Source organism: Paraburkholderia sp. BGA-UO-ETr-F12 (assembly GCF_059567945.1).
On the sequence record NZ_JCAQOZ010000056.1, the window covers coordinates 105,935 to 122,421 of the forward strand.

Below are 16,487 nucleotides of genomic sequence, written 5' to 3' on the forward strand. Positions count from 1 at the left end.
CGCGACGAGCGCCCGCTTCCCAAGAATAGCTCCGCGCATGAAAAGCGGAGCGCTCCCAATGAGGACCGACATGACTTCCCATACTTCCGTGCCGACGCCGGCCGAGGTTGTCTTCTTTAACGGCAAGATCGCCACGCAGGACGACAAGCGATCTTTTGCCGATTCGCTCGCCGTCGCGGACGGCCGCATTATCGCTGCGGGATCGCGCGACGCCGTGATGCGCCACGTGAACGGCAATACGCGGCAGGTCGACCTTAAAGGCCGGACTGTCATTCCCGGTCTGAACGACTCCCACCTGCACATCATTCGCGGCGGGTTGAACTTCAACATGGAATTGCGCTGGGACGGCGTGCCCTCGCTGGCCGACGCGCTGGACATGCTGAAGAAGCAGGTGGCTCGCACACCGGCGCCGCAATGGGTTCGCGTGGTGGGTGGCTGGAACGAATTCCAGTTTGCCGAGCGGCGCGGCCCGACGCTCGAAGAAATCAATGCCATTGCACCGGATACGCCGGTGTTCATCCTGCACCTGTACGACAGCGCGCTGCTGAATGCGGCGGCGCTGCGTGCGGTGGGTTATACCAAAGACACGCCGAATCCTCCCGGCGGGGAAATCCAGCGCGACAGGCGCGGCAACCCGACCGGCATGCTGATCGCGCGGCCGAACGCCGGCCTGCTGTACGCGACGCTGGCAAAAGGTCCGAAACTCGGGCTGGAGGATCAACGCAATTCCACCCGTCATTTCATGCGCGAACTGAACCGTCTGGGCGTGACGAGCGCGATCGACGCGGGCGGCGGCTACCAGGCCTATCCGGATGACTACGCTGTCATCATGGACCTCGCGAAGAAAAGCGAACTGACGGTACGGATTGCCTACAACCTGTTCACGCAGAACGCGAAGAAGGAAATCGAGGACTTCGCGAAGTGGGTGAAGATGACCAAGCCGGGCGAAGGCGACGATTTCCTGCGCGTGAACGGCGCCGGCGAAATGCTGGTGTTCTCGGCGGCGGACTTCGAAGACTTTCTCGAGCCGCGTCCGGATCTGCCCGACACGCTGGAAGACGAACTGGAAGCGGTCGTCAAACTGCTGGTCGCAAACCGCTGGCCGTTCCGGCTCCATGCCACGTACAACGAATCTATCGAGCGCTTCCTGAATGTGTTCGAACGGGTGAATGCCGAGATTCCGTTTAATGGGCTGCGCTGGTTCTTCGACCACTGCGAAACCATCACGCAGAAAAATATCGAACGAGTGCGTGCGCTTGGCGGCGGTATCGCGATCCAGCACCGGATGGCCTTCCAGGGCGAGTATTTCATCGAGCGCTATGGCGCGGAGGCCGTGAAGCGCACGCCGCCGATCCGGCACATGCTCGACGCCGGCCTGCCGGTCGGCGCAGGTACGGACGCCACCCGCGTCGCGAGCTTTAACCCGTTCGTCTCGCTCTACTGGATGGTGTCGGGCAAAACGGTCGGCGGCACGTCGATGTACACCAACGAAAACAAGCTCGACCGGATGGAGGCATTGCGCCGTTACACGGTGGGCAGTGCGTGGTTCTCGAGCGAGGAGGAACGCAAAGGCGCACTGGTTCCGGGCCAGTTCGCAGACTTCGCGGTGTTGAGCGAAGACTACTTTTCCATCGACGAAAGCCGCATCAAGTTCCTGACCTCGGCCATGACGGTGGTGGGCGGCAAGGTTGTGTACGCGGACGACGAATTCGCGCCGCTTGCGCCGCCTGATCTGCCGGTTAGCCCGTCGTGGTCGCCGGTTGCCGAATTCGGCGGCTATAGCCGTTACAAGCCGACAGCGGTGGCCTGCGTGGACGGCTGCGTGAATCTGTGCGGCGTGCACGCGCATGCGCATGGCTGGGCATGGCGAAAAAACGTGCCGGTCAGCGATTCGAACGGATTCTGGGGCGCATTGGGCTGTAGTTGTTTCGCGTTCTGATTTCCACCGGTTCGTGCAACCCCGCGAGCGAGGACCTCGATGCCGACGCTAACTGACGGTGTGCTGTTTGGCCTGGGCATCCTGGTCCTCGATTTTCTCGCCTGGCGTTTTCTGGACGGGCGCAACGACCAGCTTCGTCTCGCTTTGCGTGCGCTCATGTTCGGGCTGTCGACCTACGTGCTGTTCAGTTACGGCATGAACCCGCTGCGCGCGGCGCCCTGGCCGGACGAGGGGCTGCGCCATCTGCTCGCGCAGGTGCTGGAGGTGGTGTGGTGGCTGCAAGGCGCGCGTCTCGTGACCATCATGCTGGATCGCGCGGTGTTGCCCGAGGCGTGGCACAAGGAGCGGCTGTTTCAGGACGTGCTCGGCGCGCTGGTGTTTCTGGCCGCGTCGGTAGGCGCAATCGCATTCGTATTGCAACTGCCGGTGCGGGGCCTGCTCGCCACCTCCGGCGCGCTCGCGGTCGTTCTCGGTCTGGCGATTCAAAGCACGCTCAACGACGTGTTTTCCGGCATCGTTCTCAATGCGACGCAGCCGTTCCGTTTGGGCGACTGGGTCACCATCGGCGATGTGGAAGGCAAGGTGGTCGAGAGCAACTGGCGCGCGACGAGTCTGCTCAACGGTCAGGGCAATCTCGTCGTGATTCCGAACAGCGTGGCCGCGCGCACCAATATCGTCAACGCGAATCAGCCGTCGCATACGCACGGCCTCAGCGTCATGCTGCCGGTCAATCCGTCGATCCGGCCGGCGCTTGTATTGGCCGCGCTCGCCAATGCGGCGAACAGCACCGAGCGGGTACTGAGGGATCCCAAGCCGACAGTAAGCGTGCGCCGCGCGACGAACGACGCAATCGAGTACGAGATCGTCTGCTATGTCGACTCGCTGGACCAGAAGATCAATGTACGTAACGATCTTTTCGATCTCGCGCATCGTCATCTGCTGTCGCGCGGTGTCGTCTTGCGGCCGTTATCGGTGCCGGAGCCGCCGCTCGGCGGCGCGGATGAAAAGCACCGCTTGCTGCGCAACGTGACGATCTTCCAGACGCTCGACGATGACGAAATATCGGCGCTCGAAGAGCGGCTGACCAGACACGAGTTCGACGTGGACGAGACCATTTACACCGCGGCGGATGAGACCGGCCACGAGCTTCATATTCTGGCGCGCGGCATTGCGAAAGTGATACTGCCCAAGGACGGCGCCGAGATCGAGTTGCGAAGGCTCGCGCCGGGCGATTCGATCGGCCAGTCGGGGATTCTAGCCGGCGTGAAGACCGCTGTGATCGCGCGGGCGCTCACGCGCGCCACCGTGTTCCGGCTCGACAAGACCGCCTTGACGCCGGTGCTCGCGCGGCGCCCCGAGGTGGCGCGCGAGATGTGCCGGCTATTGTCGGAGCACCACGCCACCGAGGAAATGCTGCTTGCATCGCCGAGCAATGTCGACGAGAGCTCGGGCGGTTTGTTGCAATGGATTCGCGATGGCGTGCGGCGCTTCCATGAACTGACGCTTTAAAGCAATCGGCACAGGACACGCGCCGATTAAGTCTTTTTAAGAATTCGCCAAAGTCTTTATAGGTTTAATTCGCTACGCTGCAATGGATAGGCCCCTGGACTGCTGACGCGACAGGACGTCGCCCGGTTGCGCTGCCCGTTCGGCACGTGCACAGGGGTGCGCCGGGGGGGTGCCACGGAGGAGTCGATATGAAGAGAACCATTGCCGGCGTTGACATCCCTGATGGAGTCATGGCGCAGGCGGCAACTGATCTTATGCGGACCACAGAATCCGAGTTGATGTTCCATCACGCGCTACGGTCGTTTCTGTTCGGGGCGCTCACCGGATATCGCGAGAATCTGACATTCGATCCGGATTTGCTGTATGTCGCCACGATGTTCCACAACGTCGGGCTGAACTCACAGTATCAAGGGTCGCCGTACCGGTTTGAAGTGGATGGCGCCAACGCGGCGCGCGAGTTCATGCAGCAGTACGACATTGCCGGGCGCGAGATTGAAGAGGTCTGGGTGGGGATCGCCCTGCACACGACGCCAGGCATTCCGGAGCACCTGTCAGCGCTGGTTGCGCTGATTAGCGCCGGCGTGCAGATGGATGTGCGAGGTGCGCGCTACGACGAATTCACCGCGCAGCAGCGCGATGAGATCGTGCAGGCCTACCCGCGCGAATCGGGCTTCAAGAAGAAGCTGATCGAAGCGTATGCGCGTGGCATGGCGCATCGTCCTGAAACGACTTTCGGGACCGTGAATGCCGATGTGCTGGACCGCTGGGATCCGAACTATCGGCGGCTGAATTTTTGCGGACTGGTGCTGGGATCGGACTGGCCGAATTGACAGATGTTTTATTGAAAGGACGATCACCATGGGCTACATCATTTCACTGGGCGTCGGCTTTGGCGTCGGACTTCTCTACTGGCTGCTCAAGGTGCAATCGCCAGCGCCGCCGCTGATCGCGCTGGCCGGTCTGCTCGGCATGGTGCTGGGCGAGCACGCGATACCGGTGGTGAAAGCGCAGCTGTTTGCCCAGACCAGCACGACGCAGGTCGCCGGGCAGACCAAGGACGGCGCGGCGCAACAGCCGGCGACGCCGGGCGCGACCAGAACGGCGGTGGATACAGATGCGCGTTGACTGCTTGACGACGCGCACCAACGCTCCACCGGCATCGCACATATCGTATGCATGGCCTCGGCCGGAGGCCGACTCTTCAAACGTTGCTAATTCAATCGGGTAATCAAATGTTCAAGTCCCTTCAACGGTTGCGCCCCGTCGCGCTTCTTTCCGCCGCGCTGCTGATCGGGTTGGCTCCGGTTTCTTCCGCCTTCGCCGATGCGGGTCCGCCGGAACTATCCACCGGCAAAATCGCGCTGGCGAAACATCCCGACGTGTCGGTGGGCGCACAGTACGACACCACCCACGTGTATGTCGCTTCGGCCGACCTCGACGCGTTCGTCAACAGCTTCCTCGCGACCTTCGGCGGTAAGGCCTCGCCGCGCGCGGTCTTTACCGTGACGCCGACGCCGAGCAAGACCGCCTCGCAGTACGTGCAAACGCCGGTCGGCATGCTGTCGGTGTTCGGCTTCGAGACGCCGATTCCGTATCCGTTCGGCAATGAGAGAACCGGCTATCTCGTCACCGACATCGATCAGGGTGTGAAGGCGGCGCGTGCGGCCGGCGCTAACGTGCTGGTCGAACCGTTCGACGACCCGATCGGCAAGGACGCGATCATTCAATGGCCGGGCGGCCTGACGATGCAGCTTTACTGGCACACCAAGGCGCCGAACTACGCACCGCTGCAAAGCGTGCCGGATAACCGCGTGTACGTCTCGCGTGACGAGGCGAACAACTTCGTGCGCCGCTGGGTGCACTTCTCGCACGGTAAGGTGGTGTCGGATAACCCGCATGCGGACGCCGGCGTGATCGGCCGCCCTGGTGAGACGGTCCGCGAGATTCTGATCACATCGGGTTTTGGCCGCATGGTCGTATTCGTGACAGACGGCAAGCTGCCGTTCCCGTTCGGGCGTGAAACGACCGGCTACGGCGTCGCCGATCTGGCGCAGACGCTGGATCGCGCGCAAGCGGCCGGCGCGAAGGTGCTGTATCCGGCGTATAGCACTGCATCGGGCAAGACCGCGGTACTCGAATTCCCGGGCGGCTACATTGCTGAAGTGCACGATGGCCAGTGACGCACCCGTCACCACGCCGATGAAGGCATGTCGGCGTGCGCAGCGTGGTCGCACGCTGCGCGCCGTCCGCGCGCTGCTTATCAGCACCGGGTTGGCGGCGGCGCTGCCGGCTTCAGCCGCGGACACGGCGCTGGGCGGCGCCGACAATACCGCCGCGACCGGCAGCGCGGCCGCCCCCGCCGCCCCCGCCGCAGCGGCGGCGTCGTGCGCGCGGCCCGCGATCATGTTCAACCGCTGGCAGGAAAACTGGTCGGCGCTGGCCAACCCCTGCGTGCCGAAAGCGCCTTTCGATTCGTTGAAATACATTCCGCTGTTCGGCAATCCCGACGCGTATATCTCGCTCGGCATGGTGCTGCGCGAGCGGCTGGAAATCAACGACGCGCCGCTTTTCGGGCTCGGCGCGGCGCATGACGACACGTACCTGCTGCAACGGCTCGAAGTCCACGCGGACGTGCGCCTCGGCCCCCACGTGCAGATCTTCACGCAGTTCGAAAGCGCGCAACCCTACGGCAAAGACTTCGTCACGCCGGTGGACAAAAACCCGCTGGATTTACGGCAGGCGTTCGTCGCGGTGACCGAGCCGCTCGGGCCTGGCACCTTCAAGGTCCGTGTCGGCCGCCAGGAGATGGCGTTCGATTTGCAACGCTTCATCTCCGTTCGAGACGGCCCGAACGTGCGTCAGGCGTTCGACGCAATCTGGGCCGACTATGAAACCGGCCCCTGGCGCTGGATCGCCTACGCGACCCAGCCGGTTCAGTACCGCGACAACGCGGATTTCGACGATGTCTCCAATCGCGATCTGACCTTCAGTGGCGTGCGCGTGGAGCGCAAGAACGTCGGACCAGGCGACCTGTCCGCGTACTACTCGCGCTACAACCGCAATAACGCGCACTTTGTCGACGCGAGCGGTGCCGAACATCGCGACGTGTTCGATGCCCGATACGCCGGCACTGTCGCTCATATCGACTGGGACGTCGAGGCGATGTATCAGTCCGGACATGTCGGCGCCAAGACGATCGGCGCCTGGGCGGTGGGTTCCCTGGCCGGCTACACGCTGGCGTCCGTGCCGTGGACGCCGCGCGTCGGCATTCAGGTGGACGCCGCATCAGGCGACAGTCATCCGGGCGACGGCCGCATCGGCACGTTCAATCCGCTGTTCCCGAATGGCTACTACTTCGCGCTGGCCGGCTATACCGGCTACACGAACCTCGTGCACGTCAAGCCGACGCTGATCCTCAAGCCCAACAGCAAGCTGACGCTGCTAGCGGGTGTGGGTTTGCAATGGCGCGAGACCACCGCGGATGCGGTGTACCAGCAAGGCTCGGCGGTCGTGCCGGGCACAGCGGGGCATGGCAGTCCGTGGACCGGTTTTTATACGCAGCTGCGCGCCGACTGGGCGGTCACTGCGAATCTCGCCGCGGCGCTGGAAGCGGTGCATTTCCAGGTCGGCCCATCGCTGCGCGATCTCGGCGCGCGTAACGCCGACTATGTAGGCGCCGAACTCAAATTCGGCTGGTAGAAGCCGGCACGCTATCGGCAAACCGTCATGGCGATGGCGAGCCAAATGAGGTCAAGTTATGAGCACCACGGACGTATCCGCAGACGCAGCGCCCCCCTCGGAACTCGAGAACCCGTACTCGTCGCTGGAGTACCGTCGGCACCAGATGTTCCCCCGTCTTTCGGCGCACGAGATTCAAAGTCTGCGACGCTTTGCCCGGCCGATGTCGTTCAAAGCCGGTGAACTGATTTTCGAAACCGGGCAGGTGGCGCTCGGGCTGTTCGTGCTGTTGCATGGCCGCGTGCGGATCGTGTCGCGCGACAGCTTCGGGCGCTCGACCGTCATTACCGAACACGATGACGGGCACTTCATGGCGGAGATGGCGCAACTCTCCGGCAAGCCCGCGTTGATCGACGGCATCGCGTTGACGGATGTCGAGACTCTCGTGCTCGAACCGGAGCGCTTGCGTGCGCTGATCGTGGCCGACGCGCAACTGGGCGAGCACATCATGCGCGCGCTGATTTTGCGGCGGCTCGGGCTGATCGAACAGGGACTCGGGCCCGTCATCGTCGGCAATGGCGACGACGCGCGGCTCATCCGGCTGCAAGGCTTCCTGCGCCGCAATGCCTATCCGGCGATGGTGATCGACGCCCGCACCGATCCCGAGGCGATCACGCTGCTCGGCGGCATGACGACCGGCCCCGGCGACTTTCCGCTCGTGTTCTGCCCGAACGGCTATGTGCTGCGTGCGCCGGACGAGGCGCAGCTCGCATCGTGCCTCGGACTCGTACCGACCTTTGAACCCTCGCATGTCTATGACGTGGCGATTGTCGGCGCCGGGCCCGCGGGTCTGGCGGCATCCGTGTACGCGGCGACTGAGGGTTTATCGGTCGCCGTCTTCGATCAACGTGCGCCGGGCGGTCAGGCCGGCGCCAGCGCCCGGATCGAAAACTATCTGGGCTTTCCCACGGGAATTTCGGGTCAGGCGCTCGCGGCGCGCGCATTCCAGCAGGCGCTGAAATTCGGCGCGCATCTGGCGATCCCGGGCAAGGTCGTGGACGTGAGCCGCCATGCTGGCATCTTCCTGCTGACGCTGCTCGACGGGCAGCGTATCAGCGCGCGTACCGTCGTCGTCGCCAGCGGCGCCGCTTACCGCAAACCTACGGCCCCCGGCTTCGAGCGCTTTGAAGGGCGCGGCACCTATTACTGGGCATCGACAATCGAAGCCAGACTGGCGAAAGGGCAGGATATCGTTCTGATGGGCGGCGGCAATTCCGCCGGCCAGGCGATCGTGTTTCTCGCCAACTTCGCGCGTAGCATTCGCGTGTTGATTCGTGGCGAGGATCTGAACGCGAGCATGTCGAAATATCTGATCGACCGGATCGCCTCCTTGCCGAACGTCACGCTCTGCACGCGGTGTGTGTTGCGCTGCCTCGAAGGCGACGAAGCCGGACTCACCGGCTTGCATATCAGGCATGAAGAAGAGGGGGTGGATGAAGTCATTCCCACGCGCCATCTGTTTCTCTTTATCGGCGCGGACCCGAAAACCGATTGGCTCGGTTCGAGCGGTGTTGAGCTCGACAACCGCGGCTTTGTTGTGACCGGCTTCGCCCGCAGCGAACAGGGTGTGTCTGAAGGCGGCGCGCGCTATCCGCTCGAAACCAGCGTGCCCGGCATGTTCGCCGTCGGTGATGTGCGGTCGGAATCCGCAAAGCGGGTGGCCGCCGCGGTCGGCGACGGCGCGGCCGTCGTGAGCCAGATTCACGCCTATCTGAGCCGGCTCGTCACCACGGCGGCCTAAGGCAATGGGGTGTAAGCCTGTGCAATGTCTGCCCGGCGCGAGCGGCCCATTCTCGATGGGGTCTGGCCGTCCGGCGGCCCGCACGCGGAAGCTATACCTACGTGTGATGTCGCGGAACCCCCTCCCGCCCGTAACATGCGATGGGGTCCGCTCGCGCATCCGCGCATCTCGCTGGCGAACACAGGCGTGGGGTCCGCACGGTCCAGACAGACTGGGACGCATCCAACGCTGTACACTTCGCGCCAGAAACTGCCGAACGAGATCATGTCGGCGCACGGTGACGACGAAACGGTTAGGCGAGCAACGCTGCACGAGGCAGTCGGTTTTCTGCACAAACCCTTTGTGGAAGACGTACTGCTCGATTCGATCCTGCTTGCCACCGGACGAAAGGGAGAAGTGAATTGAGCACGCAGGCATTGGTCGAGGGTTTTCGCGGATCGTCGCAGGACCCCGGTGTTACGGTGCATTTCGATCAGGTCTGGTTCGACCAGTTGTCGCTCGAGGCGCTGCTGGTCGACGGCAATATCGTGCGGTATCGCGCGAGGTCGCACGACGGCGTCCAGTCGTGGCTGGTCGCCGTGCCGGCCGATGCGCCTTTGGACGCCGTGTCCCGGCGCCTGCAGCGCGAGTTCGTACTGGCCGGCAAACTCGATTCCGCATGGGCCGTGCGGCCGCTCGCGCTGATACGACTCTCGCGAGGGCCGGTGCTGGTGTACGAGGACAACGGCGGTGCGCTGATTTTTCCGCCGGTCGACAGCACCCTTGCGATTGGCCGCTTTCTACGCATTGCGATCGGCGCCGCGCGCGCGCTGCGGCTCGCGCATACGCGCGGCGTGCTGCATCGGGATATCAAGCCGACCAATCTGATCGAAGCAGCCAACGGCACGATCCGCCTGCTCGGTTTTCGCGACGCCCTCGGGCAGGCCGGCGATCCGTCCGCCGAGCCCGTGGATACTCTGTACGGTACGCTGGCCTATATGTCGCCGGAACAGGCGCGGCGTGCGGAAGGCCTGGCCGACGAGCGTAGCGATCTCTATTCGCTCGGCGTGACGTTGTACGAGTTGCTCACCGGGCAGTTGCCTTTCGAGGCGACCGAGCCGCTCGAGTGGGTGTATAACCACGTGGCCCGTCAGCCTGCCGACCCGCGGCAATATCGTCGGTCCTTGCCCGCCGTACTTGGATCGATCGTACTGAAGCTGCTGGCCAAAAACGCTGCGGAGCGCTATCAAAGCGCCTCGAGTCTCGAGGCCGATCTGCGGCGTTGCCTCGCCGACTGGAACGAAATGCAGCACATCGTCCCATTCGAGCCGGCCGCGGAAGACAACGTCAGAAACCTCGCCGTCACCACGCGGCTGTTCGGTCGCGCGCAAGAATATGGGGCTCTGCTGGACGCGTTCGCACGCAATGCGCAGCAGGGTGTCGCGGAACTGATTTTCGTGTCCGGTTACTCTGGCGCCGGGAAATCCGAACTCGTGCGCAGCGTGCACCGTGCGACCGCGCAGACGCCGACGCTGTTTGCGTCGGGGAAGCTCGAACAGTACGGCCAGAACGCGCCCTACGCGCCTTTGATGCAGGCGATACGCTCGCTGTTCCAGCGCATTCTCGGCGAGAGCGACAGCGAGTTGGACCGCTGGCGCGCGGTGCTGCGCGACGCGATCGGCCTTCAAGGCAAACTCCTGGTGAGCTTCGTTCCCGAACTGGAAGTGGTGCTTGGCCCGCAGCCGGACGTGACCGATCTCCCGCCGGTGGAAGCGCAACTTCGTTTTCAGGCGCTGATCACGCGCCTGCTGTCGGTCTTCGCGACGCAAGCGCACCCGTTGATCCTGTTCTTCGACGACGTACACTGGTTCGACGACGCCACCTTGAATTTCATCGCCAGCTTCGTCACGACCGCCGAGATCCGGCACGTGCTGCTGATTTGCGCCTATCGCGACAACGAAGTCGAGCGCTCGCCCAAGTTCAAGTCTTTCCTGACGTCGCTGCCGAACACCGGTGCGCGCGTGACCACACTCGTCGTCACGCCGCTCGACACCGCGAACGTTGCCGCGTTGCTGGCCGATGCGCTGCATTGCGATGCCGCGCATGTCCTTCCGCTGGCCGCCGTCGTGTACGAAAAGACCGGCGGCAATCCATTTTTTATCAAGCAGTTGCTGCTCGCGCTGGTCGATCATCAACTGATTGCCTACGACGGCGGTACGGCGAGCTGGACGTGGCGTATCGATCACATCGGCGAGTACGAGTCGTCTGATAACGTCGTCGACCTGATGGTGGCGCGTCTGTCGCGATTGCCTCGCGAGGCGCAGGCCGTTCTGAGACTGCTGGCCTTTATGGGGCGTCGGCTTGACAGATCGATCCTCGCGCGGATCGATCACGCAGACGGCCTGGATTTGGAGCAGCGCCTGCATGCCGCCTTTGAGGCGGGCCTGATCGTCTCCGACCGCACGGGCTTCGCGTTTGCTCATGACCGGATTCAGGAGGCCGCCTACGAGTTGACGCCGGCCGCTGAGCGTGGCATCGAACATGCCCGTATTGCACGCATCCTGTTGCAGGATTTCGATGTGCACGCGGTTCAGCAGTCGGCGTTCTACCTTGCCCACCATATTGAGCGCGCGCAGGCAGCCGGCGCGCTAGGTGATCTGGACGTGAACGAGACCACGGTTTTCGCGAGGATTTGCCTGCAGGCGGCGCGTCATGCGAAAGAAGCGGTCGCTATTCAGTCCGCCCTGGGTTACATCGACGTCGCGCAAAAGCTGCTCGACGCGAGCGGCCTGGACTACGTGCAAACCCTCAGCTTCGATATGGGGGTTCTGCGCGTGCAGTGCCATATGATGGATGCGAACTTCGAGGCGGCGGGGACGGAGATCGAGAAGCTGCTGAGCCGCGAGCTGTCTGTCGTTGCGCGCGCATTGGTGTACAGGCTGAAAGCCAGCATGTACCAGCATCTGTCGGACTATGAGGCCGCAGTCGAGACGGCGCTCGAAGGCTTCAGGCTATTCGGTACGTATCTGCCCCGCTATCCGGAAGCCGCCGACGTCGAAACCGCTTACAGCCGGCTCACCGAGTCGCTCAAGGCGCGCACGGTTGCTTCGCTCGCCGACTTGCCGACCTTGCACGACGAGGTCATCGAGTCGGAAATGAATCTGCTGGCCAGTATCTACGCACCCGCCTCGTTCGTAAACGAACGGCTGGGTTTCCTGCATTTGTGCCGCATGGTGCAACTCACCGTCGATCACGGTATCACCGCGGCATCGGCCCATTGTCTCGCGTGGTTCGGCGTGTACGTGGCGGAATTTTTCGGCCGCTACGAAGAGGGCTTCGAGTTCTCCCGCCTGGCACGCACGCTGGTGGAAGCGCGCGGCTTCAACACGGTGGCCACGAGCGCACTGGTGGCGCTCGATACGGTCGCTGTCTGGACTCAGCCGCTTCCCTATGTGCTGGCATGCGCACGCGACGCATTCGAGTCGGCGCGTCCCAGCGGCGATCTGATCATGAGTTGCTATTCATGCAATCACATCGTCTCGGATCTGTTGACGATGGGCGTCCCGTTGGACCAGGTCGACCGGGAAATCGACCTCGGCCTGTCGTACGCGAGACGCGTGCGATTCAAGGACGTCGAGGATATCCTCGAACTGCAGAAGCGCTATGTGCACAGTTTGACTGGCGGTCCCGGTTTGCCGGGCAACTTCGGCGTGGTGGTCGACGGACGCATGACATTCGACGCCGACCTGCTCGACACCCAGATGGCGACGCTGCGCTTCTGGATCTGGCTGCTCAAAGGCGTGTCCTGTTATTTTCACGGTGAATACGAGCACGCGCAGTATTGTCTTGTCGAAGCCGGTAAATTGAAGTGGGCGACTCCCGCGCATATTCATCTGCTCGACTATCATTTTTATGCGGCGCTTAATCTCGCGAAGGTGGCTGCGGCGGAAGACGAAGCGGCTGGCGCGGTGGCGCAAATCGAGCCGCATCTCGCGAGACTCAGGACTTGGGCGCAGCTCAATCCGGCGACCTTCCGCGACAAGATGCTTCTCGTCGAGGCAGAAGTGGCGCGGCTTAAGGGTACGCCGCTCGCCGCCATGGCGCTGTACGAGCAGGCCGCCGTGGCCGGCTCGGAAAACGGCTTCAACCATAGCACCGCGCTTGCTCACGAACTGGCGTCGGTGTGTTGCGAAGCAAACGGTCTCTTCAGCGCGGCGCGCCACCATCGTCGCCACGCGATCGACAGTTACACACGTTGGGGCGCGCTCGCCAAGGTCAAACAACTCGAACGCGCGGGTCGTCCCGCACAGGTATCGATCGAGCGGCCGGCGGCGTCGCGCCCCTCGGTTGAAATTGCCGACGCGCAGGCGCAGTTCGATCTCGTGTCCGCGCTGAAGTCGTCGCAGGCGCTGTCCGAGGAGATCGTGCTCGACAAACTGATCCGCACCCTCGTCACTCTGGCGATTGTTCATGCCGGTGCGCAGCGCGGCATGTTGATCCTGTTGAAGGGCAATGTGCCGGTTGTCGAGGCGAGCGGGCAGGAGGCGCCAGAGGGCGTTCGGGTGACGCTGAGCGTCGACACTGTTACGCGTGAGCAGGTGCCGGCCTCCGTGTTCTACACGGCCTTGCGCACACGCAAACCGGTCGTGGTGGATGACGTGCAGAGCGATCCGCGCTTTTCGTTCGATGCCGCCTTCGCGAGCCGGCCCGTTCGCTCAATGTGTTGTTTGCCGCTGGTCAAACAGGGCAATGCAGTCGGCGCGCTCTATCTGGAGAACAACCTGACTGCCGGCGTGTTCACGGAGAACCGCACGTCCGTGCTCGAATTGCTCGCGTCGCAAGCGGCTATTTCACTCGAAACGGCGCGCCTCTACGCCGAGCTTGTGGAAGAAAACAAGCGCCGTCGGGAAACCGAAGCGGCTTTGCGTATGAGCGAGGAGGCGCTTGCGCTGGGACAACGGATCAGTCGCTCCGGAAGCTATATGTGGAACGCGCAGACGGGTGAACGCTACTGGTCCAAAGAGCTTTACAACGTGTTCGGCCTGCCGATGGAAGAAGGGAGTTTAGGCACCCAGGCCATCCTCGAGCGGATTCACCCGGAAGACGTGGGCGTCTACCAGGAGACCGTCGAGCGGGCGGCGCGCAATCGCATGCCGTTTCGGCAGAAGTTCCGGGTGGTGACGCCCGCGGGAACCATTAAACACCTCGAAGTGCTCGGCGAACCGTCGGGCGAGACCAATTTTGTCGGCGTCGTCACGGATTTCACCGATCGGCATACCACCGAGCTCGCCTTGCAGAACGCCAAGATCGAACTGGCCAAGGCCTCGCGGGCGACCACCATGGGTGAGCTGGCGGCCTCGATTGCGCACGAGATCAATCAGCCGCTGGCATCGATCGTGTCGAACGCGAGTGCCGGCGTGCGCTGGCTCAACCGGCCGGTGCCGGACATTCCCGAAGCGCTGGGCGGTCTGCGCGATATCGTGAAGGACGGCAAGCGGGCGGGCGACATCATCCGTTCATTGCAGTCGCTGGCGAAGGAATCCAAGCCGAGCTTCATCCCGATCCCGATCGACGGGGTCGTGCGTGAAGTATTCGAACTGGCGGCCGCTGAAATCGAGCAACGCAGCCTGGCAGTCCGGCTCGATCTTTCTGCAGACTGTTCGGTGATGGCCGATCGGGTGCAGTTGCAGCAGGTACTGTTCAACCTTGTGATGAACGCCGCCGACGCAATGAGTCATCTCGACGCGAAGCAGCGCTGGCTGAGCGTGACCTCCTGCATCAACGAACAGGGGATGGTGGCCGTATCGGTACAAGACAACGGCAGCGGGATCAGCGAGGAGATCGCCTCGCGCATCTTCGACGCCTTCTTCACGACAAAAGAAACCGGCATGGGGATGGGACTTGCAATCTGCAAATCCATCATCGATGCGCATGGCGGGACGCTTACTGCCGCGCCCGGATCCCCGGGTGGAACGGTCTTCGTCTTCACGCTGCCGATGTCCGGCTAGCGATGCTCAACGAGCCGCGCGTTTAGCGTATGTGTCACGGCGCATACAGCGCGCCTTTAACCCCTCGCAAGTCCACAGGCATTCGACGAACCCGCCCGCTCATGCAGCGGGCGCTTTTCGTTGACTGCTCGCGGGAGGATTTTTCTTCTCCGACCCAAACCTGGATATGAGGAAGCCAAACCATTCGCAGCGTCCGTGAAACGGATGTAGGGATGGTTGTCGCCATGTGCTTCGGATAACGTTCTTTCGTGGCTTGCCGGTGTTCGTGGGACGGTTTGCATCACGTTGATACGACGGCGCGACACGGGGCAGTTTTTCAAACGATCGGCTCAATGCCGGTACTACGGAGAAGGAAATGAAGAAAGTCGTTTCATTGGTGGCTGTCGGTTCGGCGTTGCTAGCCGGTTCGCTTGCGAGTGCTGCGTCGGCGGAAACGATCCCGCAACTCGAGCCCACAACCCAGGCGTTTATCGACAAGCTGACCGCCGCAGGTGGGCCGCCGCTATACACCATGACGCCGCAGGCCGCGCGCAAGGTACTGGACGACGTGCAGGCCGATCCGAACGGCAAACTCGCCCCGGCACATGAGAAGGAAGTTACGCTGCCCGTCGGTCCGACCGGCAAGACGATGGTTCGCGTGATCCGGCCGGCCGACGTCAAGGGCACGACGCCGGTCATCATGTACTTCCACGGCGGCGGCTGGATTCTGGGTAACGCCGCTACGCACGACCGACTGGTCCGCGAACTCGCGAACCGCGCGCATGCAACGGTCGTTTTCGTGGAATATGAACCTTCGCCCGAAGCGCAATTCCCGGTGGCAATCGAGCAGGACTACGCCGCAACGAAATATGTCGCCGAGCATCCGCAAGAGTTCGATGTCGATGCAAACCGTCTCGCTCTCGCCGGCGACAGCGTGGGCGGCAACATGGTGGCCGTGGTCGCGCAGATGGCGAAAGAGCGTCATGGCCCGGCGATCCGCTTTCAGGCGATGTTCTACCCCGTGACCGATTACACGCTGGACGATTCGACCTACGAGGCGTTCCCGAACGGCCCGTGGCTCACGAAGCCGGCGATGAAATGGTTCTGGGACGCGTATCTGCCGAACGCCACTGAAGCGCAGGCTAACGACCCGCACGTCTCGCCGCTGCGGGCATCGCTCGACGCGCTCAAGGGCTTGCCGCCGGCGCTCGTCATCACCGATGAGAACGACGTGCTGCGGCATGAGGGCGAGGCGTATGCGCACAAGCTCGCGCAGGCCGGTGTCAATGTGACGGCTGTACGTTTCCTCGGCACGATGCATGACTTCATGATGCTGAACCCGCTGCGCAATACGCCTGCTGCGCTGGGCGCCACCGCACTGGCAGGCAGCATGCTGGATCAGGCGCTCGCGAAGTAAGCTCAAATCGACATGCCGCGAGCCGCGGCATGTCGATCTTCTTTTAGCAGTTGATTCGCCAGGATTCTCCCCATGAGGATCCACAATTCAAAACGGCCGGGGCTGCCCTGTGGGTAGCGTTGGCCGTTTTGCGGCATTCGCGTCGCATGCGTGCCATTCAGGCGCCGCCGAGGCGAT

10 protein-coding genes are annotated in these 16,487 nt (G+C 63.0%); all 10 read left to right on the forward strand.

Features of this window, described 5'->3' with window-relative positions:
* The first annotated feature begins 70 nt into the window (after positions 1 to 70).
* Positions 71 to 1,939: an amidohydrolase gene (locus tag AC57B6_RS24485; RefSeq protein WP_028194251.1), complete on the forward strand. Its 1,869-nt coding sequence runs from the start codon at positions 71 to 73 to the stop codon at positions 1,937 to 1,939.
* 39 nt (positions 1,940 to 1,978) lie between these two features.
* On the forward strand, positions 1,979 to 3,448 hold the full coding sequence (locus AC57B6_RS24490) for a mechanosensitive ion channel domain-containing protein (protein WP_406868914.1): 1,470 nt from the start codon (positions 1,979 to 1,981) through the stop codon (positions 3,446 to 3,448).
* Positions 3,449 to 3,636: 188 nt separating this feature from the next.
* Entirely contained in the window at positions 3,637 to 4,278 is a 642-nt protein-coding gene (locus AC57B6_RS24495) for an HD domain-containing protein (protein ID WP_028194249.1), read from the forward strand.
* A 28-nt stretch (positions 4,279 to 4,306) separates the two neighbouring features.
* Positions 4,307 to 4,573 carry a DUF1427 family protein gene (locus tag AC57B6_RS24500; protein WP_028194248.1) on the forward strand — a complete coding sequence of 89 codons (267 nt, stop codon included), beginning with the start codon at positions 4,307 to 4,309 and terminating at the stop codon, positions 4,571 to 4,573.
* A 107-nt stretch (positions 4,574 to 4,680) separates the two neighbouring features.
* The gene (locus tag AC57B6_RS24505; RefSeq protein WP_028194247.1) at positions 4,681 to 5,628 is read left to right on the forward strand and encodes a VOC family protein; all 948 of its coding nucleotides are present in this window, start codon (positions 4,681 to 4,683) and stop codon (positions 5,626 to 5,628) included.
* Positions 5,618 to 7,147 (forward strand): alginate export family protein, encoded by a 1,530-nt coding sequence (locus AC57B6_RS24510; RefSeq protein WP_496422263.1) that lies wholly within the window; start codon positions 5,618 to 5,620, stop codon positions 7,145 to 7,147. Before AC57B6_RS24505 ends, AC57B6_RS24510 begins: the two co-directional genes overlap by 11 nt.
* A gap of 58 nt (positions 7,148 to 7,205) precedes the next feature.
* Positions 7,206 to 8,927 (forward strand): FAD-dependent oxidoreductase, encoded by a 1,722-nt coding sequence (locus AC57B6_RS24515; RefSeq protein ID WP_028194245.1) that lies wholly within the window; start codon positions 7,206 to 7,208, stop codon positions 8,925 to 8,927.
* 264 nt (positions 8,928 to 9,191) lie between these two features.
* Positions 9,192 to 9,332, forward strand: a complete 141-nt coding sequence (locus tag AC57B6_RS24520; protein ID WP_156034496.1) for a response regulator — start codon at positions 9,192 to 9,194, stop codon at positions 9,330 to 9,332.
* Positions 9,329 to 14,914: an AAA family ATPase gene (locus AC57B6_RS24525; RefSeq protein ID WP_496422264.1), complete on the forward strand. Its 5,586-nt coding sequence runs from the start codon at positions 9,329 to 9,331 to the stop codon at positions 14,912 to 14,914. The genes AC57B6_RS24520 and AC57B6_RS24525 overlap by 4 nt, the downstream gene beginning before the upstream one ends.
* Positions 14,915 to 15,269: 355 nt before the next feature.
* Positions 15,270 to 16,310: an alpha/beta hydrolase gene (locus AC57B6_RS24530; protein WP_028194243.1), complete on the forward strand. Its 1,041-nt coding sequence runs from the start codon at positions 15,270 to 15,272 to the stop codon at positions 16,308 to 16,310.
* The last annotated feature ends 177 nt before the right edge of the window (positions 16,311 to 16,487 follow it).